The following is a 21,470-nucleotide window of genomic DNA, read 5'->3' on the forward strand; positions in this document are numbered from 1 at the left end:
CGGGAGGGAGTAAACCCTTGCAGTCCCGTACGCGCGGGCGACGGAAGGCTGTCGCACCGGGGTATCACCCATGGGGCGGCGTCACAGGAATTGCAGTGCAGCTCAGGACAGTGCGGCCTTGAGTGCGGCGAAGGCCGTCTTCGGGTCGGCGAGGGCGTGGTAGATGCCGGGGATCTCGCGCTCGTTGAGGCCGAGCAGTCCGTAGACGGCGTGCATGGCGCCGCGGACGGAGTATTCAACGGTGAAGACCACGTCCTCCGGAATCTCGGTGAACTGGCCGAGGAAGGCGAAGTTCGCCGCTCCCCGCGGAATGACCTGCGGTCGGTCATGCGTGGTACGCGGGGCGAACTGGCTGGTGATGTACGGCATCATCACCGGGATCACCGTCGTGGACGCCGCGAGCTGATCCTCGAGGTCGGACATGCCGAGATGGCCGAGGAGTTCGGTGAGGATCTCCCGACCGGTTGCCCGGGCCATCGGCTTGCCGATGAAGTCGCCCTCCTTGTCGACGAACAGGCCATAGCCCCACAGGGTGTAGACGTCCTCCGGCTGGCCGTCGAAGTGCGGGGGGTGGGGCACCACGATCGACATCAGCCAGTTGGAGTCCTTGAACGTCATCAACGCGCCCGTGCCGGGGAGGTTGCCGGACAGCTCCTCGATGCGGTGCAGGAGCAGGGGGCTGCGCATAGTGAGGGTGAAGGACTCCCACTTGGCCTCGTCCACATTGCCGTTGAAGGCAGTGGGACGTCCGAAGTCGTCGGCCTTGGACGCGATGGTCTCCCACAGTCGCCAGCCGCCGTCCTGCTTGCTGCGGTACAGCTCGGGCACGGTGTCGTCGCTGCCGTAGGCGGCGTCGGCAGTCATCGATCCCAGCGTGAGGAACGCGTAGTCCTCGTCGGTGAGCTCGAATGTGTCGCCTTCCCCAGCACGGTCGAGGTGCAGGCGCCGCACGCGCCGAGTGCCGTCGTCCTCGGTGATGAAGTCCACATCGGTGACCCGTACACCGTGCTCAATGTGGACGCCGAGGTTCTCCAGCCAGGCCCGCAGCGGGCGGATGATCGAGTCGTACTGGTTGAGCCGGGTGCGGCGCACCCCCGCCAGGGTGTGCATGCGCGGGAACTCCTGCATGAAGCGCAGGAAGTAGCGCTTGAGCTCGATGGCACTGTGCCAGTTCTGGAAGGCGAACGTGGTGCGCCACATCGCCCAGAAGTTGGTCTCGAAGAAGTGCGGGGAGAAGAAGTCCTCGATGCGGCGGGCGCCGATCACCGCTTCGGGCAGCACCAGCAGGCGGGTCAGCTCCAGGCGGTCCCGGGCATCCAGGCCGTAGTCGGCGGCGTCCAGGATAGTGGCGCCCTTGCCGATCAGGCGGGCTTTGGCGTCGGTGGGCCACTTGGCGTTGAACGTCTGGATCTCCTCGCGTACCGTCACCGTCTCGTCGGTCAGGGTGGGAATGGTTTCCAGGAGGTTCCACAGGCAGGTGTACGCCTCCTCCTCCAGCATCCGCCCACCCCGGGTGACGTAGCCGGCGGGCTCGCCGCTGCCGTCCATCGAGCCGCCGGCAACGGGGAGCTCCTCCAGGATGCGGATGTTCTCGCCAGAGAAGTGGCCATCGCGGATGAGGAAGGCGGCCGCCGCGAGCGAGGCGATGCCGCCGCCGACGAGGTAGGCGCGGGACTGCTGGGCGTCTGTCATGACGTCCTCCGTTTCTGCCGCCCAGGCCCCCGGGCGGCCGACAGTGGTCAAGGCCCGTGCGGCGGGGCGCCATCTGTGATGAGGCTGCGTTGTGCGCACGGCGCGGCGTCGGCGGGATGGCGACCGGCGCCTGTAACCGTCAGTCAACTCGGGGGGAAGCAGTGCGGGCAGGGGCCGGATGTCCCTGATCAGGCGCCGATGGGCCCAGCCCGGGCACCGTGCCACACGCAGGCATACGACTCACCCGACGCACGCACCTAGGCATCGACCGCCCGGCGTGGGCCCTGCCATCAGCCCTCGCCCAGGCCTGTGTCGCAGAGACCTCGGCGGTAAGGACCTCGGCCGTCTCCTCTCCTGCTGAACGATGTCCAGAACATCGCGAACCGGACGGCGGGGCGTGGAGACCCTGGGGCCCGTAGCCCAGGCGCAGCACCATCTGGACGTGGCCGCTGCCCTCCGCCGGATCACGGGCCAGCAGGCAGGTCCGGATTCTACAAAGCGTGGGAGGTCAGCGAGGGGCAAGCCCGGCGAGGGTCGCCTCCAACAGGACGCGTTCCAGTGCCCGGCCCGCGCGCAGCCAGTCGATGGGGGTGTCGCCCGGTGTGCTGAGCAGGGCCAGGTGCTGGTTCTCCTCGAAGGCGGTGGTGCCACGGTCGATCACCGGACGGCGGCCGGCGAAGTCACGCAGCGGGGTCTTGCCGTCTCTCATCCGCGGCCCGAACGCGTACTCGGGGACGCCGTCGGTGGCGATATCCGCCTCCGGACCGAGTCGGGTCCAGTGTTGATGCCACGCATGGAGGCGCGCATCGCCGCTAAGGCGGCGCAGCACCGCATCCACGGGGGTCGGGTCGCCCGCGGTGAACAGCTGGGGCGAGGTAGTCGACGGGGATGCGCAGCGCGTCGACGGCGGCGAACAGGTTGCGGTGGTCCTCGGCGTCCTCGCCGGTGTCGCGCACGGCGTCGACGACCGGGGACAGCGGCGGGATGTACCGGACCATGGGCAGGGTGCGGTACTCCGGGTGCAGCGGCAGCGCCACCTTGAACGTGTTGATCAGCGCATGGACCGGGGAGCGCTGGGCGGCCTCGATCCAGTCCCTCGGGATGCCCGCCTTCTCCGTCTCCCGCACGACCGGGGGGTCGTTGGGGTCGAGGAAGACGCCACGCTGGGCTTCGTACAGATCGGTCGTTCGGGGTGGAGGCGGCCTCCAGCACCTTGTCGGCGTCGTAGAGGACGAGCCCGATGTAGCGCAGCCGGCCCACGCAGGTCTCGGAGCAGACGATGGGCGGGCCGACCTCGACGCGGGGGAAGCAGAAGGTGCACTTCTCGGGGTGGTCGCCGCCCGCTCGACCCGTCCCGCGGCGGGCCGATCGGCTGCCACACCTGAGTCGTCGTCCTGCACGCTGACCTTGGCCGCGTGGTGGTGCCGGACATCGCGAGGATCGCCTCGCAGGCGTGCACGTCGCGGGCGATCGACGGCCGTCCTTCGGCGGCCCCGCCATGCACGGTGCCGTTCTTGTGCCGCAGGTACTCCAGCTCGCGCTCCAGCCCCAGGCTGTCCAGCACCGGGCCGAGGGCGCCCATCTTGTCGGCGATCGCGCCATAGTCACGCTCGACCGTGATCAGCTTGGGCATGGTGCGGCCGGGCACCGGCTCGCACTCCCCCGCCTTCCAGTCGCGGACCTGGCCGGGCGGATTGGCCAGCTCGTCCTGCGTGTCATGCAGCAGCGGCGCGGCCACCACGTCCTTGCGCACCCCGAGATGATCGGCGGCCTGGCGGCTGAACTCCTTCGCGATCGCGCGGAAGTCCCAGTCGGTGCGGGTCTGCCACGGCAATGAGCGGTCAGGCAGCGGGCGGGGGCAGGGCACTGCCCGCCTCTACGCGCACCTTCTCGACCGCTTCCCACTCCTCGGTGCCGAGGCCAGCGAGCGCGGCCGGGAAGACGCCGTCCTGCTCCTTGAGGATGTGGTTGCGCAGCATCGCCATCGCCTCCATCAGGCGGTCCGGCCGGGTGGGATCCGAGGGCGTGACGCCGTCGGCGGCCTCGGCCAGGACCGACTCGATGCGGCGGTGCTCGGCCTCCAAGGCGGCGATCTGCTCGGGGAAGTCGGCGGCCATCGGGGAACAGGCCGTGCTCCTCGACGCGGGTGTGAGGGTCGAGCACGGTGGTGATCTCGTGGGCGATGTCGCCATCCGGGCCACGTCACCGTTGTCGTGGGCGGGGCGGAGCTGGCTTATCAGGCGGACGACCTCGTCGTGCTCGCGGGTCAGCTCGTCGATGGATGCCAGGGACTGGCAGCCGCAGTACTCGCACATCGAGGTTTCTCCTTGCCTGTTCGTTGCTCGTTGTCAGCCGCGTGGTCTCACGCCTCACGCCGTGGTGTGCGCCCTGTGGTGCCGCTGTCCAGGGCCTGTGCGCGGAGCCCGGTCGCCGCCCTGGACGGCGGAGCGGACACCGGTGAGGGTGAAGCCCAGCGCTGCGGCGGCCACGATCGCCAGGAGTACGAGGCCGGTCGCGTACGTCCCGTACTCGCCGTAGAGCGAGCCCATCACCAGGGGCGGTACGAAGCCGCCCAGTCCGCCCGCGGCGCCGACGACTCCGGCAACGGAGCCGACTTTGTTCGCCGGGGTCAGCAGGGCCACCAGGGCGAAGGTCGCACCGCTGCCCGCGCCGAGCGCGCCGGCCATGGCCAGCAACGCGATGGTGCCAACCGGGGCCAGCGACGGGGTGAAGGATTGCACCACCGCTCCCACAGCCACCACGGCCAGCGATGCGGCCAGCACCCGGACCGGGCCGATGCGGTCCGACAGCCAGCCGCCGACCGGGCGCATCGCCACCGCCAGCAGCACGAAGCCGGCCATGCGGTTCGCGGCGTCCGCCTGGGCGAGGCCGTAGCCGGTCTTGAGGTAGGTGGGCAGGTAGACGGAGAAGGCGACGTAGCCGCCGAAAGCCACCGCGTACAGGGCGGACGCCTGCCAGGTGATGCCCAGCTTGAACGTGGCCGCCAGGCGGCGGGGCAGGGGCTCGGTCGGCGTCGTGCGGCCGGGGGCGTCGCGCAGCAGGAGGCCGGCGGCCACGGCGTAGCCGGCGAGCACTACGGCGGTGATCAGGAAGGTGGTGGACATGCTGTGCGCGTTGACCAGCTTCACGGTGGTCAGGGCGCTGATCGCGGTGCCGCCCATACCGGCACCGAAGATGCCGATGGCCAGCCCGCGTCGTGCGGGCGGGAACCAGGCGTTCACGAACGGCACGCCGACGGCGAAGGCGGTGCCGCCGATGCCGAGGAAGAACCCGCCGACCAGGAGCGCGGCGAGCGAGGAATGCCCGGCCAGACCCAGATAGAGGACCGGCACGATGGTGGCCGCGGACACGATCGGGAACATGATCCGGCCGCCGAACCGGTCGGTCAGCGCGCCCACCGGGATGCGACCGAGGGAGCCGACCACGACCGGTACCGCCACCAGCAGCGACTGCTGGAACGAAGACAAGTCGAGGGAGTCCTTGAACCGCGGACCGAGCGGGCTCAGCAGCGCCCACGCCCAGAAGTTGACGGCGAACCCGATGGTGGCCAGGGCCAGCATCAGCCAGGCCCGGCCTGGCACCGGCGCACCCGAGACCGGCCTCTCGTTCTCCGTTGCCGTCGGCTGGACCATGGTGTCCGTCCCTTCACTCTCACGTTGGTTCGGCGCCGTGGGGTCGTATGGGAACCGCACGTTCCTTGCCCCAGATCGAACGCCTCGCAGCCACTGTTCGCATCCGGGCGCCCGGGCGACATGGGCCAAGAGTCCCGATGGCCAGGTAAACGGTCCTCAAGGTCAGATCCGCCTCCGCACCCTCTTGAAACCGTGCCCTGGCGCTCTCGCGACTCCTTCGACTGCGCGGCTGCACAAGAGAGGGCCAACCGGCCCTGCCCCTGTCCCGGCGCTCACAGGGACGCTGACCCGATGTCCCCGAATGAGCGTTGCGGTGTTGACGCCGGCCAGCCGGGCGTTGCTCCACCGCCGGTCGGGCAGTTGGGCGTGGAGCATGGCGATGGCGAAGTGCTCGCTCCACACCACGATGGCGGTGGTGGCGGTGCCAAGCAGGAACAGGTGGATGGCCAGCCAGCGGGCGACCGGCAGTGTCTGCTGGATGCTCGCCGCCAGCAGTGCGGGCACCACCCAGGCCGCTACCAGGACGTGGGCGGCCAGGTGCCGACTGCGCAGGCCGGACGCCTTGAACCTGCCGGGTGGACGGCCACCGCCCACGGCCGGGTCATCGGCCTTGCTGTACACGGTGCTCCTTGCCGCTCGGGGCAGCGGTGGGACGGGGGCGAGCGGCTGGTTCCTCGTGTCGCCGTCGGACAGCAGCGTGGCCAGTTCCCGCTGGTGCGGGAAGGAAGGAAGGTCGTCAGCGGGGCGGCGGGCCGGGCGACGCCGTGAGCGGCATCGCCTGTGAGGGCGAGCAGGAGGGCCCGGTCGACTTCGAGGTCGATGCCCAGGGCGGCCTGCAGGGCGGCCGTCCATTCCTTCAGTACGTCGTCCGTGGTCCTCGTTCTTCTTCATCCGTATGACCGGTGATCGGCCTTGTGCGGAGTGCGGTGGCCGATCACAGCAGGCTGCTCCAGTACGGCCAGAAGCGGGTGAGGACGAGCAGCGCGATCACCCCGTACCAGGCGACCAGCAGCATCCAGTGCGTGTCCCGGATGACCTCCAGTACTGCCCGGGGCACGGGGACGAGCCCCCTGTCCAGGCTGTGCAGGGTGAGGAACCAGAACAGAGCGATGGTGACGGTCCATACGACAGCGCAGTAGGGGCAGATCTTGCCCAGCTCGTAGAGCGACTGTCCGATCAGCCAGTGGACGAAAACCACCCCGACCAGTGCCCCGGCGTCGAGCGCGAGCCACAGCCGGCGGTGCAGATGGGCGCCGCAGAGCACAGCGGCGCCCAGTGCGGTCACGGCGGCGAAGGCGCCCAGTCCGAGCAGCATGTTGGGGAAGCCGAACAGGTGTCCCTCGAGGCTGGACATGACGCTGCCGCAACTCACGACGGGACTGATGTTGCACGGCGGTTGATAGGAGGGGTCGCGAAGGAGCCGCCAGTCGTCCACAGTCAGCTCAAAGGAGGCGAGCCAGCCGACAATCCCGGTCAGGAGCATGACCAGGCCCGTTCGGCGGCTCGCGCCCACGGCGTGCGTGCGCCGGGCGCTCGTGGCGTCCGGAGCGAGCGCGGGTCCGTGACTCATGCCGCTCGCCGGGGTCCAGAGGCCGACCTTGGCCGGCCCCCTGCCGTCGGGGCTTCGGCCGGTGTGGCCCGTCGCCGGTAGACCAGATCCGGCCGGGCCAGGTAGCCGACCGGGGCGCTCCACACGTGGACGAGGCGGGTGAAGGGCCAGGCGGCGAAGAGCAGGCAGGCGCTGAGGGCGTGCAGTTGGAACAGCAGCGGTGCCCCGGCGATCGCCTCGGGGTGCGGATGGAGGGCGAAGATGCCGCGGAACCAGACGGAGACGGTCTCGCGGTAGTCGTAGCCGCCGCCGAAGATGTTGTGCACAGCGGTGGCGCTGAAGCCCAGCAGGACCGTGAGGGACAGGAGGGGGAAGAGCACCTTGTCGCTGCGGTCGGTGGTGAGGCGGATCCGGCGGGCGAGCAGGCGACGGGCGCACAGCATGCCCAGGCCGGTGACCATGGCGACCCCGGCGACGGAGCCCAGGGCGACGGCTGTGGTGTGGTACGCGTGCTCGCTGATGCCGGCTGCCTCGGTCCAGGACGCGGGCACCGCCAGGCCCACCACGTGTCCGGCGATCACGGCGAAGGCGCCCAAGTGGAACAGCGGACTGCCCCAGCGCAGCCACCGGTGCTCCAGCAGTTGACTGGTGCGGGATGTCCAGCCGAACTGGTTCTGCCGGTAGCGCCAGACGTGCCCGACCACGAACACGGCGAGGCAGATGTAGGGGAAGGCGACCCACAGCAGCAGATCGGCGCCGCTCGCCGGGGCGGCGGCCAAGAGGGAGAGCGGGGCGTTCATCGGGGACTCTCCGTACGGCTGGTCGGGGCGGGTGACACACAGGTCGGCGGGGCGGGCGCCGGCGGCACGAAGGTGCCCGGTGGGGCGAACTCGCCGTCCCCGTAGGACCCGTAGGGGTCGAGGCCGACGTCCTCGTTCGGCGGCCCCTCGGCCACGAGCTGGGCGACTGCCGCGCGGTCGGCCTCGGTGGGTGGTGGCAGCAAGGTGAGCAGCGTGGCCAGGACGTGCCGGTAGGGGGATTCGGCGTCGGTCAGGGCGCGGTGGATCAGTTCCAGTCCGCGCCGGTGCTGGCGCAGCGGTGCCTCGCCTCCTCCCGGACCCGCCAGGGCGGCGAACTCCAGCACGACCGGGAGGTGGTCCGGCAGTTCTCCGCCGTCGGTGTCCCAGCCGACCGCCCGGTAGCGCTGGTTCAGAGTGAGCAGGGCCATCCCCCGGCGGCGGGTGTCGCCGTGCAGGTAGTAGGTGAGGTACAGGCTGCTCTTGCGGCGCAGATCGAACATCTCGACGTAGTGCCGCTCCAGCTCCTCGGGATCCTGCGCGGCGAACCAGTCGGTGAACCGTGCCAGGTGTTGCGCCGCGGGCGTGACCGGCAGCGCCTCCACCACAGTGGTCAGCTCCGTCCGGGCAGCGGTCAGTTCTGCGTCCGGGTACTGCAGGAGCAGCGACACGAGCCGCAGTATCAGCGCTCGGCCCGCCGTCTCCTCGGGGGTGAGCCGGGCCGGGCGGCGTACGGCCGCCCGGACACGGGTGCGGACGAGAGCGGGAATCGTTGCGGGCAGCGGGCTCACGGACGTCCTCCGGCAGTGGTGGTGCGGCGCAGGGTGGGAATGCCGAGCATGACCTTGCGGGGCTCGGCGTCGCCCGAGGATTCGACCGGGCAGCGGTTCTCTGTCGCAGTCAACGCGGCGGCGTCCTCCTTGTGCGCGGCCGGGACGACGTAGCGGTCCTTGTACTTGGCGACGGCCAGCAGCCGGTGCAGATCCTCCGCCTCACGGGCGGTCAGGCCGACGGCCTTCAGCACCGCCTCGTCGCCGTCCTCACCGAGGGTGCGCTCCCGCATGAACGAGCGCAGCGCGGTGAGTTTCATCAGCACACCGGCGACGACGTCGGCGTCCCCGGCGGTGAACAGCTCTGCCAGGTACTCCAACGGGATGCGCAGCCGGGTGACGGCGGCGAACACGTGGTCGGGGTCGTCCTGGTTACCGCCGGCCGCGTCGACGGCGTCGAGGACGGGGGACAGCGGCGGCACGTACCAGACCATGGGCATCGTCCGGTACTCCGGGTGCAGCGGCAGCGCCACCTTGTAGCGCATGGCCAGGTCGTACACCGGTGAGCGGCGGGCGGCGTCCAGCCAGTCCTCGGGGATGCAGGAGGCGCGGGCGGCAGCGATCACCTCGGGGTCGTGCGGGTCCAGGAAGACGCCGCGCTGGGCGTCCAGCAGGTGCTGCTCGTTGGGGGTGGCCGCGGCCTCGCCCACTTTGTCGGCGTCGTAGAGCAGCAGTCCGAGGTAGCGCAGGCGGCCGACGCAGGTCTCCGAGCAGACGGTGGGCTGTCCGGCTTCGATGCGCGGGAAGCAGAAGGTGCACTTCTCGGCCTTGCCGGTGGCGTGGTTGACGTACACCTTCTTGTACGGGCATGCCGTCACGCACATCCGCCAGCCGCGGCAGCGGTCCTGGTCGACCAGGACGATGCCGTCCTCGACCCGCTTGTACATCGCCCCGGACGGGCAGGCGGATACACAGGCGGGATTGAGGCAGTGCTCGCAAAGCCTCGGCAGGTGGAAGAGGAAGGTCTGCTCGAACTCGAACTTGACCTTCTGTGCCCACTCACCGGTGAGGTTGGGGTCACCGCCGGCGTTCTCGGGCGCGCCGCCGAGGCCGTCCTCCCAGTTGGCGCCCCAGGTGATGGCGGTGGGCTTGCCGGTCAGGACCGAGCGCGGGCGGGCGACGGGGATGTCCTTCTGGGCGGGGGCGTTGACGAGGTTGTCGTAGTCGTAGGTGACCGGCTCGTAGTAGTCCTCGATGGAGGGGAGGTCCGGGTTGGAGAAGAGGGACAGCAGGCGCTTGATGCGGCCGCCCGAGCGCAGGACGAGACGTCCGCGCTTGTCGAGCATCCAGCCGCCCTTCCACTGCTCCTGGTCCTCGTAGCGGCGGGGGTAGCCGACGCCGGGCTTGGTCTCGACGTTGTTGAACCAGGCGTACTCGACGCCGGTGCGGTTGGTCCACGTCTGCTTGCAGGTGACCGAGCAGGTGTGGCAGCCGATGCACTTGTCGAGGTTCATCACCATCGCGATCTGTGCCATGACGCGCATGTCAGTACTCCACTTGCTGGCTGCGGCGGCGGATGACGGTGACTTCGTCGCGCTGGTTGCCGGTGGGGCCGTAGTAGTTGAAGGCGTAGGTGAACTGGGCGTAGCCGCCGGCGAGGTGGGTGGGCTTGAGCAGCAGCCGGGTCAGCGAGTTGTGGATGCCGCCCCGCTTGCCGCTGACCTCGGTCTTCGGCACGTTCACGTTGCGGTCCTGGGCGTGGTACATGTACACCGTGCCCTCGGGCATGCGGTGGGTGACCACGGCGCGGGCGGCGACGACGCCGTTGCGGTTGTAGGCCTCGATCCACTCGTTGTCCTTCACACCGATCTTCTCGGCGTCGGCGGTGGACATCCAGATCGTGGGTCCGCCGCGGGACAGGTCGAGCATGTACTTGTTGTCCTGGTAGTTCGAGTGGATGGACCACTTCGAGTGCGGCGTCAGGTAGCGGACCGCGACCTCCGCCCGGCCGTCCTCACGTAGATGCTCGTCGCCGTAGTGCCGGGACGTGTTCAACGGTGGCCGGTATACGGGTAGTTGCTCGCCGAGTTCGGCCATCCAGTCGTGCTGGACGAAGAAGTGCTGACGGCCGGTGAGGGTGTGCCAGGGCTTCTTGTGCTCGGTGTTGATGACGAACGGGGAGTAGCGACGCCCACCGGTCTCCGAGCCCGACCACTCGTAGGAGGTGATGACCGACCGGGGCTGGGTACGGGTGTCGGCGAAGGTGATCCGTTCCGCCTGCCGTTCGGAGGCGAGTTCCACCAGCCCCTCGCTGCCGGTCTGCCGCTCCAGCTCCTTGAAGCCCTCGGTGGCCAGGCGGCCGTTGGTGGTGCCGGACAGGGCGAGGATCGCCTCGCACATGTCGGACGCGGTGGCCAGCGACGGACGGCCGGCGGCCACCCCGTCGCGGACGGTGCCGCAGCGATGGCGCAGTTCGTCAATCTCCTGGTTCGGGTGAACGGTGACGCCCTTGGTGGTGGTGCCGAGGGTGTCGAGCAGCGGGCCGACCGCTCGCATCTTCTGCGCGATGGCGGCGTAGTCCCGCTCGATGGTGACGAGCTTGGGCATGGTCCGCCCCGGGATCGGGTCGCACTCCCCGGCCTTCCAGTCCCGTACGACGCCGCCGGGCTGGGCGAGCTCGTCGGGAGTGTCGTGCTGGAGCGGTACGGCCAGTACGTCGGTGCGGGTGCCCAGGTGCTCGGCGGCCAGGTCGCTGAACTTGTCTGCGATGGTGAGGAAGGTGTCGTAGTCGGTGCGGGCCTGCCAGGGCGGGGCGATGGCGGGGGTGAAGGCGTGCACGAAGGGGTGCATGTCCGTGCTGGACAGGTCGTCCTTCTCGTACCAGGTGGCGGCCGGCAGGACGACGTCGGAGAGCAGGCTGGTGGAGGTCATCCGGAAGTCCATGGTGACCAGCAGGTCGAGTTTGCCCTCGGGGGCCTCCTCATGCCAGACGACTTCCTTCGGGCGCCCTTCGGGCGGGGTCTCCCGGGAGCGGACGGCGTCGTCGGCGCCGAGCAGGTGGCGCAGGAAGTACTCGTTGCCCTTGCCGGAGGAGCCGAGGAGGTTGGCTCGCCAGACGGTCAGCACGCGGGGAAAGTTGGCCGGGTTGTCGGGGTCCTCGACCGCGAACTTCAGCCGGTTCGCCTTGAGTTCGTCGACGATGTGCTCGGCGACCGGACGTCCTTGGGCTGCCGCCTGGTCGGTCAGGTCGAGTGGGTTGCGGTCGAAGCCGGGGTGGCCGGGCGTCCAGCCGAGCCGCACCGCCTGGGCGAGGGAGTCCGCGAACGCCTTGCCCTTGAAGCGGCCCTCACCGAGCGGTGAGGCCAGTTCGTCGGGCCCGAACGCCTCGTAGCGCCACTGGTCGGTGTTCAGGTACCAGTACGAGGTGCCGGCCATGTGCCGGGTGGGCCGCTGCCAGTCGAAGGCGAACGACAGGTGCTGCTGCCCGGTGACCGGACGGACCTTCTCCTGGCCGACGTAGTGAGCCCAGCCGCCGCCGTTGACACCCTGGCAGCCGGTCATGGTCGTCAGCGCCAGGAACGCCCGGTAGATGGTGTCGGAGTGGAACCAGTGGTTGGTGCCCGCACCCATCGCGATCATCGAACGGCCCTGGGTGCGCTCGGCGTTGCGGGCGAACTCCCGGGCGATCCGGGCCGCCTGTTCGGCCGGCACCGAGGTGATCGTCTCCTGCCAGGCTGGCGTGTAGGGCTCGCTCGCGTCCTCGTAGGACGCCGGCCAGTCGCCCGGCAGGCCTGGTCGCTGCACCCCGTACTGGGCGAGCATGAGGTCGAACACCGTGGTGACCAGGCGCCCGCCGATCCGCCGCACGGGCACCCCGCGCACCATCACCGAGCCGCCCTCCGTGGGACCCTCGTCAAAGCGGGGCAGCGCGACCTCGGCCGTCTCCTCCGCGCTGTCGAGCAGGCTCAACTCGGGTACGGTGTCGCCGAGGTCGAGGTTCCAGCGGCCTTGCTCGCCCGTGCCCCAGCGGAAGCCGAGCGAGCCGTTCGGCACGACCGGTTCGCCGGTGGCCGCGTCGAGGAGAACGGTCTTGGACTCCGCGTGCTCCGTGTCGTGTCCGAGATCGGCGGCGGTCAGGAACCCGTCCGGGACCAGGCCCCTCTCGACGTGCTCGCGCAGGGACACCAGGAACGGCGCGTCGGTGAACTTGCGCAGGTAGTCCTGGAAGTACGGCACCTCGCGATCGATGAGGAACTCGCGCAGGATCACGTGGCCCATGGCCATCGCCAGCGCCCCGTCGGTGCCCGGGTGCGGAGCGAGCCACTCGTCTGCGTGCTTGACGTTGTCGGCGTAGTCGGGACTCACCGCGACGACCTTGGTGCCGTTGTAGCGGGTCTCGGTGAGGAAGTGCGCGTCCGGAGTACGGGTGACCGGGATGTTGGAGCCCCACATGATGAGATAGCCGGCGTTCCACCAGTCGGCCGCCTCGGGGACGTCGGTCTGGTCGCCGAAGACCTGCGGGGAGGCGATCGGCAGGTCGGCGTACCAGTCGTAGAACGACAGCAGGGTGCCGCCGATCAGCGACACGAACCGGGAGCCGGCGGCGAAGGACGCCATAGACATCGCCGGGATCGGGGAGAAGCCGGCGACGCGGTCCGGGCCATATGCCTTGATGGTGTGCACGTGGGCAGCGGCGACCAGCTCGGTCACCTCGTCCCAGTCGGCCCGCACCAGGCCGCCCTTGCCGCGGGCCCGCTTGTAGGCGCGGGCCTTGGCCGGGTCGCCGGTGATCTCGGCCCAGGCCGCGACCGGGTCGCCGAGCCGCTTGCGGGCCTCGCGCCACAGCTTCAGCAGGGTGCCGCGCACGTAGGGGTAACGGACCCGGCTGGGCGAGTAGGTGTACCAGGAGAACGACGCACCACGCGGGCAGCCGCGCGGCTCGTACTCGGGGCAATCCGCACCGATCGACGGATAGTCGGTGGCCTGGTGCTCCCAGGTGATGATGCCGTCCTTGACGTACACCATCCACGAACAGGAGCCAGTGCAGTTCACCCCGTGCGTGGAGCGCACCACCTTGTCGTGGGCCCAGCGGTCGCGGTAGAAGCCCTCCCACTTACCGTTGTTCTCGCCGAACACGGCGCGCCCGTCGGCCGACACTTCACGGCGGGTGAGCAGCCTGCGGGCGGCCAGCGGCCAGCCTTCACCAGCGCTCGACGCCTGAGGCCGTGCGTTCTGATCGTTCTCCATGGCTGGGAACGCTAGGTGGTGCGAGCCCTGGTGCACGTGGGGCTTGAGGCCCCGGCCGGGTGGCCTTCCGGCCCAGTCCGGGCAGGCGCAATAGGGCCCGATGGTCCCGGCACCGGGGCCTGGTCGGCAGGGGGCGGCCGGGTAGGCCCGGAGTTGCATCCTGGGCATTGATCGAGCCGCAGATGCCCTCTGTCCGTACAACCGCATCGCGTACTGACTGCGGCCATTGCCCCGTCCCCGGCCGCCCCAGACGCAGTGTGCATGGAGCGCGTGTCGCCCGGTTCGGTCGTGCGTCCGGCCGCTTCGCGCGGCCGGACGCGGCATCCGCCCTGCCTCGCGCCGGCACCCGGCAATACCGTCGTCACCCGCACCGGTCGGCCACGCCGCCTGCCGCCCTGGAGACAGCGTCATGAGGGTGCTCACCCTCGCGTCGGCCCCTGAGGGCGCCGCGGCCGTCGCCGCCGCCGAAGCGCATCACGGCCGTCTGGCCCGGGAACTGGCCGGACGGGCGAAGATGCAGCTCACCGCTATGAACACCGACCTGCGCGCCGCCGAGCAGATGCACGCCGCCCTCGTCGCCTTCTGCGACCGATCGCTGCTGCCGCACGCCGCCGCCCAGGAGGCCGCGATCTACCCCACCGCCCACAGCATGCCCGAGGCCCGCCTGCTCATCGACAGCCTGATCGCCGAACACCGCTGCCTCACCGCCCTTGTCGATGCCCTGCGCGCCGCGCCCACCCCGGCGGGCGCGGCGGCCGACGCCCGGGCCCTGCAGGTCCTCTTCGAGGAACACACCGCCAAGGAGAACGGCCTCGTGCTGCCCCTCCTGGCCATGGCACCCGGCGTCTCCCTGGCCAGCCTGATCGCCGACCAGCACGACCGGCTCGCCCAAGACCGCCCGGCCGACGCAGCTTGCCTCTGCCTCCTGGCGCCCTCAGTCCTCCCTACCGGCTTAGATGGCGGTGCCGTTGAAGGGGAGACGATGGCCGCGCAGGGCCGGCAGTACGGGTCAGCTCTCCTCGGGCAGCCTGCACCACCAGGTGGTCACCATGGCGGCCGCGATCAGGGACTCGTACGCCTCCGGGTCATCGTGCCTACTTGGCCGGCCGCGCGCCGACCGGCCGCAGCGCGGTGAGCAGGGTGAGTGCCAGTGCGGCAAACAGCAGGCCCAGCGCCGTCATGGTGGTGGCCTGCCCGGCGGATGCGTCGGGTACGTCGCGGATCCAGGCGCTGACCGCCATGGCTCCGACGGCCGGGCCGATCAGTGCCAACCACGCGGACAGGGTGAGGGCCGTCTTGCGGGCCCAGACGGTGCCGCGCCGCACACCGGCCGCGGCGGCGATGGCGGCGGGAAGGCCCACTCCCAGGTCCAGCAGGGCGATCGCCCAGAAGTAGCCGGGCGCCTCCTGGTAGTCCGCGGCGGATGGATGCGCCCCGGCGACGTCGATGATGGCAGGCACGTATCGCGCGAAGGTCGCTACGGCGAGGAGGGGGATCAGCACGCCGCCAGTGATTCGCTCCCGCCGACCGGGCGGCGCCCAGGCAGCCGGGTCCATCTGCCGCCAGGCGAGCACGGCCGTCATCCACCCGAGTACAAACAGGGCGAGTTGAAGCGGGAAGAACGCCTCGCTGTTGCCGTCGTAACGCAGGTACTGCGGCCCCAGAACGTACTGCGGGACCATGTACCCCGTATACACGGCCGGAGCCATGGCCAGCACCGGGCCCAGCGGGCGCCGGCGTAGAACGAGGACGGCGGCGCACACCGTCAGCGGGGCGACAACGGCGAGTGCGAAGACGTCGACTGCCACCAGCTGGCTTATCACCGCCCCGTCGTCCGGGATCGGATAGCCGATCACCTCGGCTCCGGCCGGGCCGAGGAGGGAATTCAGCACCAGCCCCGTCCCCAAGGCCAGCAGCATGCCCCCCAGGAGCCCCGGGCCGGCAACGACACCTGACGGCGGCGAGGTCGGTGCCTCGAAGGCGCCATGTAGGACGGGCCGGTCGGTCATCGTTCATTCTCCTTCCGAGCTGTCTGGAGGCCAGGGTAGGAAGAGACGGCGTGGGTCGGGCAAGGGCTGATGGTCCCGACGGGGGGTCGGGCGGGCGCCGCCGAGCTCGACGTGGGAGCGGGGGTCGAGGATCTTCAGCTCGGCCAGGGGTACCGCGTGAACCGGTCGGGCAACTCCAGCGCGCCATCCGCCCGGTCTTCGACTCCTGGAACGGCGAACGTGCCCGCGTCTGCCGCCGTCGTGAGCCCACCCCCGACGACCTCGGTCCTCGATGCCGAGGTCGGGCGGTTCCTGTCCCGTCGCGAGATGGACCTTGCACGCGTCGGTGGTGACGGTGAGGCCCGGGAAGTCGTACACGTACTTCGGCGGTCTGCCCATCGCGCTCTGCGGTCTCTCACTCGTGGGGGACGACGACCAGCGGGCAGCCGGCGTGGTGGATGGCGGCACGGGTGACGGGGCCGATGTGTGGGAGTGTCGGTCGCTCGGCCAGGCGGCGGCCGACGACGAGCAGGCTCGCGGCGGAGGCGGCCCGGACCAGCGCGGTGGAGGCCTTGCCCTCGACAACGGTCTCCAGGACCTCGGTCTCCGGGTACCTCTCGCGCCACCCCTTCAGGACGGCCGACAGGAACTGCTGCCACTCCTCGGCCCGCTCGGGATCGCTGACCAGACCGATCCCGCCGGGGCCGAGACCGATCGCGGATGGCGGCTGCCAGGCGTGCACGACGCGTAGCCTGGCGTGCCGTTGCCGGGCCATCTCGAACGCGAACTCGATCACTTCGTCGCAGGCATCGGCGAGGTCGATGCCGAGGACCACGTCGCGGTAGCCGGTCCGGGTGGACGGGCTGCCGTCACCGGCCGGGAAGTGCTCGTCCTCGGCCTCCTCCCCTGTGCGTACGAGAACGACGGGACGCGTGGCCTTCGCGGCCACCCCCAGGGCGACCGAGCCGACCAGAAGTCCGGTGAGTCCGCTCAGGCCACGCGAGCCCAGCACCAGCAGCTCCGCTTGCTCGGAGACCTTCAGCAAGGCCGCGGTCGCCGGACCCTCGACCTGCTCGTCGGTGAGGCGTACCTCGGGGGCGGCGGCGCGGATGCGCTCCTCCGCCTGCCGCAGGACGCGCCGCGCCAGATGCCGCTGCGCGGCGTTCGCCGGCTCGCTGTCCGTCTGGCGGGGATGCCAGTTCCAGGCGTGCACCAGTCGCAACGGGCGGTCACGGCGCACGGCCTCGCGGGCCGCCCACTCGGCAGCGGCAAGGCTCCCGGCGGATCCGTCCACTGCGGCGATGACGGGCGAAAACATGGTGCGCACCTCCTGCGCTTCGGTCTGCTGTTGCTACCAGCGTCTTGCTGCGGACACGTGGTGGATATGGGCCGCACGGTCTTCCCCGGGTCCATTCGGCCCCTGCGCCCAGGATGAGGCGGGGCCGACACGGTGGTACGGAGGAGGGTTTCTGCCGGCCAGGGAGGCGGATCGCCGTGGACGGACTGCTCACCGCCCGAGGATCTGGGCGCGGTGTCGATGGTCGTGCTCGGCGTGCCCATGTGGACGACGAGGCCCTCGGCCTCACGACGTCACCCGTGCTCGCCCTCGCCGTCACCGCTGCCTGCCCCGTGGTGCTCGTACCGGACGATCCCTCCCGCGCCGCGGGCCCCATGCCCCGCTCCGTCCGGGACCTGCTCGGGGTGGACGCACGTCGTCCGTCGGACGCGGCCGTCGACTTCGCCTTCGACGCCGCCCGGGTACGAGATGCGCGCATGCATGCCGTGCACGCGTGGGAACTGCCCTCGGAAGCGGCCGAGTTGCCCTTCGCCATTCCGGAAGAGGACCGCGCCGCCCGGGAGGACCACGAGGTGCAGTTGCTGACTGATGCGCTGCGGCCGTAGGGGGCGAAGTACCCGGAAGTGCGGGTGCTGGAGGACGTCGTACGGCTCAGCCCGTCGAGGCCCCGGTCCACCACGCCGCCGACGCTGCGCTCGTGGTCGTCGGGCGGGCCGCCGGCCCGGAACCGGGCATCGCGCAAGACGTGCTGCGTGATGCCCGGCGTCCGGTCGCTGTCGTGCCGTAGCGTCGACGGCCGGCACAGGATCGCGTACCGCTATACGGCCGCCAGCTCGCCCGCAACCCCTGTCGCCCACTCCTCGATCTGTGGCGATCTGCGCTGTGGATCCGTTCGTCGAGCCGTAGGCGACCAGGACCGCGCCGGGCGTGGCGGCTCCCTTCCTCTCACGTTCCTGTCACAGCCGGCGCAGCCAGTCCTCGGCCACGCCGTGCAGTGCCTGCTCGTCGGGCTGGACGTGGCTGTCGTCCAGGCGGTAGGTGAGCTTGTCGACGACGCCGACCACGCCGTCGATCTGGCAGGTCACGGAGATGGCGATCTCCGTCTCGGTCTTGCGTTCCATGTGCCCGGTGAGCGTGACGACGCCCTCGGTGACGGAGATGTCAATGGTGCGGGGCGGAAGCCAGAGTGTGCGGCCCAGGACTTCCTCAAGTACCTCGGTGCGGATGTCCGCATCGGGCCGCAGGAATACCCGGAGCAGGTCGCGCCGGGTGACGATGCCGACGAGCCGGTTCTCCTCGTCGAGCACGGGCAACCGTTCCACGTGCCGCTGGGCCATGGTTCGCGCGGCCTCGACGATGGTGTCGTCCGCGTGGACGGTGACGGGCGGTGCGGTCATCAGCTGGCCGGCGGTGCGAGCCGTCGCCTTCACGGCCTGCTGCCGGGCGCTGCGGGTCAGCGCGGCGAACGGGGCGCGGCGCTTGGGCCGGTACGGGTCAGGGGTGGCCGCCTGGCGCGCCATCAGGTCCGTTTCGGAGAGGACGCCGATGACGCGGTCGTCCTCGTCCACGACCGGCAGTCCGCTGATGCGGTGGTCGGCCAACAGCCTGGCCACCTCCTTGAACGGGGTGCCGCACTGGGCGCGGACGACGTCCGTGGTCATCACGGAGCCGACCTTGTTGTGCTTCATCTCTGGTTCCTCCTCAGCGGAGTCGGCGCAGATAGGGGTCCTGGGCGCTGCGGGGCACCAGACGCACCCGCGCATCGAGCATCGAGACCCCTTCTGCTGTGGCGAGCACGGGGTTGAAGTCGACCTCGGCGAGCTGCGGCAGGTCGGCGGCCATGCGGGACAGGCGCAGGAGCAGCTGCTCCAGGCCTTCGAGGTCGGCCGGCCGACTGCCGTGGGCGCCGAACAGCAGAGGGGCGCAGCGGGGCGTGGTGATCAGGTCGTGGACGTCGTGGTCGGTGAGCGGGGCCAGACGGGCGGCGTGGTCGCCGAGGACCTCGGTCGCGGTGCCGCCGAGCCCGAACAGCACGAGCGGGCCGAAGACCTCGTCCTGGACGACGCCGGCGAACAGTTCGGTGCCGCGCGGCGCGAGCGGCTGCACGACCACGCCCGTGAGCAGTCCCGCGAACCGGGTCTCGAAGTCCCGGAAGGCAGCGCGTACTTGGGCATCGCCCTGGAGGTCGAGGTGCACGGCACGCTGCTCGCTCTTGTGCACCAGTCCCGGCCAGTGGGCCTTCATCACCACTCGGCCGTCCGGGCCGCGCAGCCGCTTGGCGGCGAGGACGGCGTCGTCCTCGGTCTCCGCCCACGCCCACGGGATCTGCGGGATGCCGTAGCAGGCCAGCAGGTCGGCGCAGGTGCGCGGGTCGAGCCAGCCGCCGTCTGGATGCTGGGTCAGGAAGGTCTCGACGGCCTCTTGGGCGCGGGCTGTGTCGATGCCGTCGAGGTCGGGGACGGTGCCCGCGGGCCGGGCGAGCCAAGCTGCGCGGCGGGCGGCGTGGGACAGGGCCCGTGCCGCCGCCTGGGGTTCGGCGTACGACGGGATGGTGCCGCCGGTGGCGGGCAGCAGCCTGACCGGCAGGTCCTGTTCCAGGCGTACGGCGGCAATCGGCTTGGCCCGGTGTCCGGGGGCTCCGGTGAGGGCCCGGACGAGATCGTCGCCGGTCGCCGCGGCGACTGCCGTGGGCACGAGGGCCACCAGAACGGCGTCGATACCCGGGTGGCGCATCAGCCGGTCCAGGCAGTCCGCGAGCTGTTCCTCCGTGACGGCAGCGGTGGCGTCGACAGGATTGCCGACAGCCGCGCCCTGGGGGAGCACGGCGAACAGATCGTCGACCACCTCCGGGGTGAGCGGAGGCAGGACAAGTCCCGCCTCCGCACAGGCATCGGCCGCCAGCACCCCGGCACCGCCCGCGTTGGTGACGATCGCGACGCGACTGCCGGCGGGGAGCGGCTGGGAGTGCATCAGGGCGGCGGTCTCGAGGAGTTCGCCGACCGAGCGGGTGGCGGTGATGCCGGCCTGGGTGAACAGCGCCTGCCTGGTCATCGTGCGGGTGGCCGCGGCGGCGGTGTACGAGGCGGCGGCTCGACGGCTCGCATCGGTGCGGCCCGCGTCGACGGCCAGGACGGGCATGCGGCGGGTCACGCGCCGGGCAGTGCGGGCGAATGCCCGCGGACTGCCGAAGGACTCCAGGTGCAGCAGGGCGAGTTCGGTGCGGCCGTCGCTCTCCCACCACTGGAGCATGTCGTTGCCGCTGACATCGTACTTGTCGCCGAGCGAGGCGAAGGACGAGACGCCGATGCCCAGCCGGGACAATCCGTCGAGCAGGGCGATGCCGACTCCGCCGGACTGCACGGCGACGCCTGCGGTGCCGGGCCGTGGGTGGCCGGCGGCGAACGTGGCATCCAGACACAGGCCGGGCTCGGTGTTGGAGATGCCGAGGCAGTTGGGGCCGACCAGGCGCATGCCGTGGGTGCGGCAGGTGGCCAGCAGTGCCTGTGCCTGCTCGCTGTCGAGTCCGGCGGTGATGACGAGCAGCGCCCGGACACCGGCTTTGCCGCATTCCTCTGCGGTGGCCGGGACCGCGGCGGCGGGGATGGCCACGACCGCCAGGTCGGGGGTCTTGGGCAGGGCGCTGACGGACGGGGAGGACGGCACGCCGAGGATGTGGTTGACGCTCGGGTTCACGGCGAACACACGGTGGGTGTAGCCGCCTGCCTTCAGGTGGTGCAGGATCGCCCGGCCGACCGAGCCGGGTTTGCGTCCGGCGCCCACGACGGCGACCACGTTCGGGCGCAGCAGGGGCTCGAGGCTGGCGACGTCGGCGGTCCGGCCGCGGGCCTCCACGGCGGTCAGGTAGGTGGTGTCGTCCTCGTCGAGCCGGATGGTGCAGCGCACCTCGGGGCCCTCGAAGCGGCGGGCGGTGCGCAGGCCGAGGTCGGCGAAGAGCTGGAGGACCTCGCGGTTCTCGCTGAGTGCGTCGGCGGTGAATGCGGTGATGCCGTCGGCTCGAGCGGTGGAGACCAGGTGCTCGACGAGGAGGGTGCCCACTCCGCGGTGGTGGAGGCCGTCGCAGACCGCGACGGAGATCTCGGCCTCGTGGTTCTCTCCCTCCATGTCGTACTCGGCGATGCCGATCACCCGGCCCTGCGTCTCCGCCAGCAGTGCCCGGTAGCCGGGGCGCGCCGGAGCGCAGGCGCGGTCGGCGGCCAGGGTGCCGGAGCGCCGGCTGACCGAGAAGAACCGCATCCGCAGGCTCTCGGGGGACATCTCCTCGTAGAGTCCCTGCAGTTGGTCGTGGTCGGCCGGGGTCACGGGACGCATGCACACGGTGGTGCCATCTGCGAGCAAGCCGTGAACCGGCGGGTGGTTGAGCACGTCGTCCGTCATCGCGGATCTCCTCCAAGCCTCTTGACGGTTCGAGCACTGTCGTCCGGCACGGTTGTGCCGGCCCTGACCGGGCGCTCTGGGC

Annotated in this window: 15 protein-coding genes and 4 pseudogenes; 2 read left to right on the top strand and 17 right to left on the bottom strand. The window is 70.7% G+C overall.

What is annotated here, in order from left to right:
• Nucleotides 1–102: 102 nt before the first annotated feature.
• The 13 genes and pseudogenes from AB0I68_RS29820 to AB0I68_RS29880 all read right to left on the bottom strand — a co-directional run bounded on the left by AB0I68_RS29820 (nt 103) and on the right by AB0I68_RS29880 (nt 13,708).
• A complete protein-coding gene (locus tag AB0I68_RS29820; protein WP_363180459.1) occupies nt 103–1,692 on the bottom strand; it encodes an oleate hydratase in 1,590 nt (529 codons plus the stop codon).
• 360 nt (nt 1,693–2,052) lie between these two features.
• A pseudogene (locus AB0I68_RS29825) lies at nt 2,053–2,470 on the bottom strand (nitroreductase); the annotation flags it as partial.
• Nucleotides 2,467–3,018: pseudogene (gene narY, locus AB0I68_RS29830) on the bottom strand (nitrate reductase subunit beta); the annotation flags it as partial. The pseudogenes AB0I68_RS29825 and narY, both read right to left, overlap by 4 nt.
• 91 nt (nt 3,019–3,109) lie before the next feature.
• Nucleotides 3,110–3,529, bottom strand: a pseudogene (locus AB0I68_RS29835) (nitrate reductase subunit alpha); the annotation flags it as partial.
• A gap of 4 nt (nt 3,530–3,533) precedes the next feature.
• Nucleotides 3,534–4,007, bottom strand: a complete 474-nt coding sequence (locus AB0I68_RS29840; RefSeq protein WP_363180460.1) for a hemerythrin domain-containing protein — start codon at nt 4,005–4,007, stop codon at nt 3,534–3,536.
• Between the two features lie 54 nt (nt 4,008–4,061).
• Nucleotides 4,062–5,345: an MFS transporter gene (locus AB0I68_RS29845; RefSeq protein WP_363180461.1), complete on the bottom strand. Its 1,284-nt coding sequence runs from the start codon at nt 5,343–5,345 to the stop codon at nt 4,062–4,064.
• A 162-nt stretch (nt 5,346–5,507) separates the two neighbouring features.
• Nucleotides 5,508–5,966 carry a hypothetical protein gene (locus tag AB0I68_RS29850; RefSeq protein WP_363180462.1) on the bottom strand — a complete coding sequence of 153 codons (459 nt, stop codon included), beginning with the start codon at nt 5,964–5,966 and terminating at the stop codon, nt 5,508–5,510.
• A 104-nt stretch (nt 5,967–6,070) separates the two neighbouring features.
• Nucleotides 6,071–6,208: pseudogene (locus AB0I68_RS29855) on the bottom strand (DUF6457 domain-containing protein); the annotation flags it as partial.
• A gap of 71 nt (nt 6,209–6,279) precedes the next feature.
• Complete coding sequence (locus AB0I68_RS29860) at nt 6,280–6,915, bottom strand: vitamin K epoxide reductase family protein (RefSeq protein WP_363180463.1); 636 nt, start codon at nt 6,913–6,915, stop codon at nt 6,280–6,282.
• Nucleotides 6,912–7,694: a respiratory nitrate reductase subunit gamma gene (narI, locus tag AB0I68_RS29865; protein ID WP_363180464.1), complete on the bottom strand. Its 783-nt coding sequence runs from the start codon at nt 7,692–7,694 to the stop codon at nt 6,912–6,914. The genes AB0I68_RS29860 and narI overlap by 4 nt, the downstream gene beginning before the upstream one ends.
• Nucleotides 7,691–8,482 carry a nitrate reductase molybdenum cofactor assembly chaperone gene (gene narJ / locus AB0I68_RS29870; protein ID WP_363180465.1) on the bottom strand — a complete coding sequence of 264 codons (792 nt, stop codon included), beginning with the start codon at nt 8,480–8,482 and terminating at the stop codon, nt 7,691–7,693. The genes narI and narJ overlap by 4 nt, the downstream gene beginning before the upstream one ends.
• Entirely contained in the window at nt 8,479–10,005 is a 1,527-nt protein-coding gene (gene narH / locus AB0I68_RS29875; protein ID WP_363180466.1) for a nitrate reductase subunit beta, read from the bottom strand. Before narH ends, narJ begins: the two co-directional genes overlap by 4 nt.
• 1 nt (nt 10,006) lies before the next feature.
• The gene (locus AB0I68_RS29880) at nt 10,007–13,708 is read right to left on the bottom strand and encodes a nitrate reductase subunit alpha (RefSeq protein ID WP_363180467.1); all 3,702 of its coding nucleotides are present in this window, start codon (nt 13,706–13,708) and stop codon (nt 10,007–10,009) included.
• Nucleotides 13,709–14,117: 409 nt separating this feature from the next.
• Between AB0I68_RS29880 and AB0I68_RS29885 the strand changes: the two genes are divergently transcribed.
• Nucleotides 14,118–14,843 carry a hemerythrin domain-containing protein gene (locus AB0I68_RS29885; RefSeq protein WP_363180468.1) on the top strand — a complete coding sequence of 242 codons (726 nt, stop codon included), beginning with the start codon at nt 14,118–14,120 and terminating at the stop codon, nt 14,841–14,843.
• Here AB0I68_RS29885 and AB0I68_RS29890 read toward each other — a convergent pair.
• Together AB0I68_RS29890 and AB0I68_RS29895 are read right to left on the bottom strand one after the other, a co-directional pair.
• Nucleotides 14,803–15,717 carry a hypothetical protein gene (locus tag AB0I68_RS29890; protein ID WP_363180469.1) on the bottom strand — a complete coding sequence of 305 codons (915 nt, stop codon included), beginning with the start codon at nt 15,715–15,717 and terminating at the stop codon, nt 14,803–14,805. The two genes, AB0I68_RS29885 and AB0I68_RS29890, sit on opposite strands and share 41 nt — an antisense overlap.
• 394 nt (nt 15,718–16,111) lie before the next feature.
• Nucleotides 16,112–17,014: a universal stress protein gene (locus tag AB0I68_RS29895; RefSeq protein ID WP_363180470.1), complete on the bottom strand. Its 903-nt coding sequence runs from the start codon at nt 17,012–17,014 to the stop codon at nt 16,112–16,114.
• Nucleotides 17,015–17,256: 242 nt separating this feature from the next.
• Between AB0I68_RS29895 and AB0I68_RS29900 the strand changes: the two genes are divergently transcribed.
• The gene (locus AB0I68_RS29900; RefSeq protein WP_363180471.1) at nt 17,257–17,598 is read left to right on the top strand and encodes a universal stress protein; all 342 of its coding nucleotides are present in this window, start codon (nt 17,257–17,259) and stop codon (nt 17,596–17,598) included.
• Between the two features lie 351 nt (nt 17,599–17,949).
• Here AB0I68_RS29900 and AB0I68_RS29905 read toward each other — a convergent pair whose 3' ends face one another.
• Both AB0I68_RS29905 and AB0I68_RS29910 read right to left on the bottom strand, forming a co-directional pair.
• Nucleotides 17,950–18,681, bottom strand: a complete 732-nt coding sequence (locus AB0I68_RS29905) for a CBS domain-containing protein (RefSeq protein ID WP_363180472.1) — start codon at nt 18,679–18,681, stop codon at nt 17,950–17,952.
• A gap of 13 nt (nt 18,682–18,694) precedes the next feature.
• Nucleotides 18,695–21,388, bottom strand: coding sequence for a GNAT family N-acetyltransferase (locus AB0I68_RS29910; RefSeq protein ID WP_363180473.1), 2,694 nt, complete (start codon nt 21,386–21,388; stop codon nt 18,695–18,697).
• Nucleotides 21,389–21,470: the final 82 nt, after the last annotated feature.

The sequence above is a fragment of the Streptomyces sp. NPDC050448 genome (assembly GCF_040655295.1).
GTDB lineage: Bacteria > Actinomycetota > Actinomycetes > Streptomycetales > Streptomycetaceae > Streptomyces.

Bases quoted from the DNA above. Each gene is read 5' to 3' on its own strand.
- AB0I68_RS29860 (WP_363180463.1), bottom strand. From the start codon at position 6,915: ATGAGTCACGGACCCGCGCTCGCTCCGGACGCCACGAGCGCCCGGCGC.
- AB0I68_RS29910 (WP_363180473.1), bottom strand. From the start codon at position 21,388: ATGACGGACGACGTGCTCAACCACCCGCCGGTTCACGGCTTGCTCGCA.
- narI (WP_363180464.1), bottom strand. From the start codon at position 7,694: ATGAACGCCCCGCTCTCCCTCTTGGCCGCCGCCCCGGCGAGCGGCGCC.
- AB0I68_RS29885 (WP_363180468.1), top strand. From the start codon at position 14,118: ATGAGGGTGCTCACCCTCGCGTCGGCCCCTGAGGGCGCCGCGGCCGTC.
- narH (WP_363180466.1), bottom strand. From the start codon at position 10,005: ATGCGCGTCATGGCACAGATCGCGATGGTGATGAACCTCGACAAGTGC.
- AB0I68_RS29840 (WP_363180460.1), bottom strand. From the start codon at position 4,007: ATGTGCGAGTACTGCGGCTGCCAGTCCCTGGCATCCATCGACGAGCTG.
- AB0I68_RS29845 (WP_363180461.1), bottom strand. From the start codon at position 5,345: ATGGTCCAGCCGACGGCAACGGAGAACGAGAGGCCGGTCTCGGGTGCG.
- AB0I68_RS29905 (WP_363180472.1), bottom strand. From the start codon at position 18,681: ATGAAGCACAACAAGGTCGGCTCCGTGATGACCACGGACGTCGTCCGC.
- AB0I68_RS29880 (WP_363180467.1), bottom strand. From the start codon at position 13,708: ATGGAGAACGATCAGAACGCACGGCCTCAGGCGTCGAGCGCTGGTGAA.
- AB0I68_RS29820 (WP_363180459.1), bottom strand. From the start codon at position 1,692: ATGACAGACGCCCAGCAGTCCCGCGCCTACCTCGTCGGCGGCGGCATC.
- AB0I68_RS29890 (WP_363180469.1), bottom strand. From the start codon at position 15,717: ATGACCGACCGGCCCGTCCTACATGGCGCCTTCGAGGCACCGACCTCG.
- AB0I68_RS29895 (WP_363180470.1), bottom strand. From the start codon at position 17,014: ATGTTTTCGCCCGTCATCGCCGCAGTGGACGGATCCGCCGGGAGCCTT.